Annotated in this window: 2 protein-coding genes; both read right to left on the reverse strand. The window is 77.8% G+C overall.

What is annotated here, in order from left to right; translation table 11 throughout:
* Positions 1 to 64: 64 nt before the first annotated feature.
* On the reverse strand, positions 65 to 862 hold the full coding sequence (gene ccmI / locus HW578_RS26515) for a c-type cytochrome biogenesis protein CcmI (protein WP_198373690.1): 798 nt from the start codon (positions 860 to 862) through the stop codon (positions 65 to 67).
* The gene (locus HW578_RS26520) at positions 859 to 1,329 is read right to left on the reverse strand and encodes a cytochrome c-type biogenesis protein (RefSeq protein ID WP_198373691.1); all 471 of its coding nucleotides are present in this window, start codon (positions 1,327 to 1,329) and stop codon (positions 859 to 861) included. The genes ccmI and HW578_RS26520 overlap by 4 nt, the downstream gene beginning before the upstream one ends.
* Between the last annotated feature and the right edge of the window lie 120 nt (positions 1,330 to 1,449).

The raw sequence follows: 1,449 nt of genomic DNA on the forward strand, positions 1-1,449 counted from the left end.
GGGCCCGTCGCATCCGCCATGCCGCCGCGACCGGCGCCGCTGCCGCGCCCGCCCGCCCCGCCGGTCAGGGCAGGGCGCTGAGCCGGCGTTCCAGCAGCCCGCGCCAGGGTGCATCCGGCGGCGTCTCCGCCAGAAGCGCCTGCCAGAGCGACCGCGCATTGGCCGGGCGGCCGCTCTCGGCCTCGACCAGGCCGGCCAGGAAGCGGAAGCGCGGATCGCCCGGCTGGTCCGCCAGTGCCCGCGTCAGCCACGGCGCCGCGGCGGCGGGGGCACCGCGGGCGATCTCCATCTCGGCGACGTCGCCGGCCAGGTCGGCCTCGAAGCGCGCATCCAGCGCCCGCGTCCAGGCGGCGATCGCGGCTTCCGCATTGCCACGCCCACGTTCCGCATTGCCCAGCAGGATCCAGCCCTGCCGCGCCTGGTCGCTGCGCGGGTCGAGCGCGGCCAGCCTGTCGCGCAGCGTCGCCAGGACCTGGTCATCACGCGCCGCCGCCGCCGCGCGCAGGTCGTAGGGCGCCGACGGCATCCCCGGCGACCCGCGCAGCAGGTAGATGCCGACCCCCGCCGCCGCCAGCAGCGGCAGGATCGCGACGAGCAGCGCCGGGCTGCGCGCCGTCGTCGCTTCCTCGGCCTGGTCGGCGGCGGCGATCAGGCGGCGCTGCACCTCGATGCGCGCGGCGCGATGTCCGGCCTCATCCAGACGCCCGACCTCACGCTCGCGGTCCAGCTCATCGAGCTGCGCGCGATACAGCGCGACATCGGCCTCGCGCCGGCCGCGCGCCGCGGAAGGGCGCAACACCGCCGCGCCAAGCGGCAGCAGCGCGGCAAGCGCGAGAAGCACCAGCGGAATCCAGGTGGTCATGCGCCGCCGCCACGCTCCAGGTCAGCGAGACGGCGACGTTCCGCCTCGGTCAGCGGGGCGGGATCAAGCCCTGCCACGGCCCGCCGGCGCCGCAACACGATCACCGCCAGCCCACCCCCCAGCGCGATCGCCGGCATGGCCCACAGCAAGGCCGTCACCGGATTGAAGGGCGGGCGCAACAAAACGAAGTCGCCATAGCGCGCATGGACGAAGCGCATCACCGCCGAGGGATCGTCCCCCGCCGTCACACGCTCCCGCACGATCCGCCGCAGGTCGCGCGCCAGGTCGGCATCGCTGTCCTCGATCGACTGGTTCTGACAGACCATGCAGCGCAACTCGCGCCCGATCTCCTGGGCGCGCGCCTCCAGGGCCGGGTCCGGCAGGCGATCCTCCGGCCGACTCACCGCGGCCGCTGCCGGACCGGCCAGGGCCAGCAGCAGCGGGAGGGCTGCGATGAGGCGGCGCAGGGCGCGGGGGGGGGGGGGGGGGGGGGGGGGGGGGGGGGGGGGGGGGGGGGGGGGGGGGGGGGGGGGGGGGGGGGGGGGGGGGGGGGGGGGGGGGGGGGGGGGGGGGGGGGGGGGGGGGGG

The organism is Roseomonas rosulenta, from assembly GCF_016106005.1.
Taxonomy (GTDB): domain Bacteria; phylum Pseudomonadota; class Alphaproteobacteria; order Acetobacterales; family Acetobacteraceae; genus Neoroseomonas; species Neoroseomonas rosulenta.

Excerpts from the sequence above, each read along its gene's own strand:
- ccmI (WP_198373690.1), bottom strand. The coding sequence starts at position 862 with ATGACCACCTGGATTCCGCTGGTGCTTCTCGCGCTTGCCGCGCTGCTG.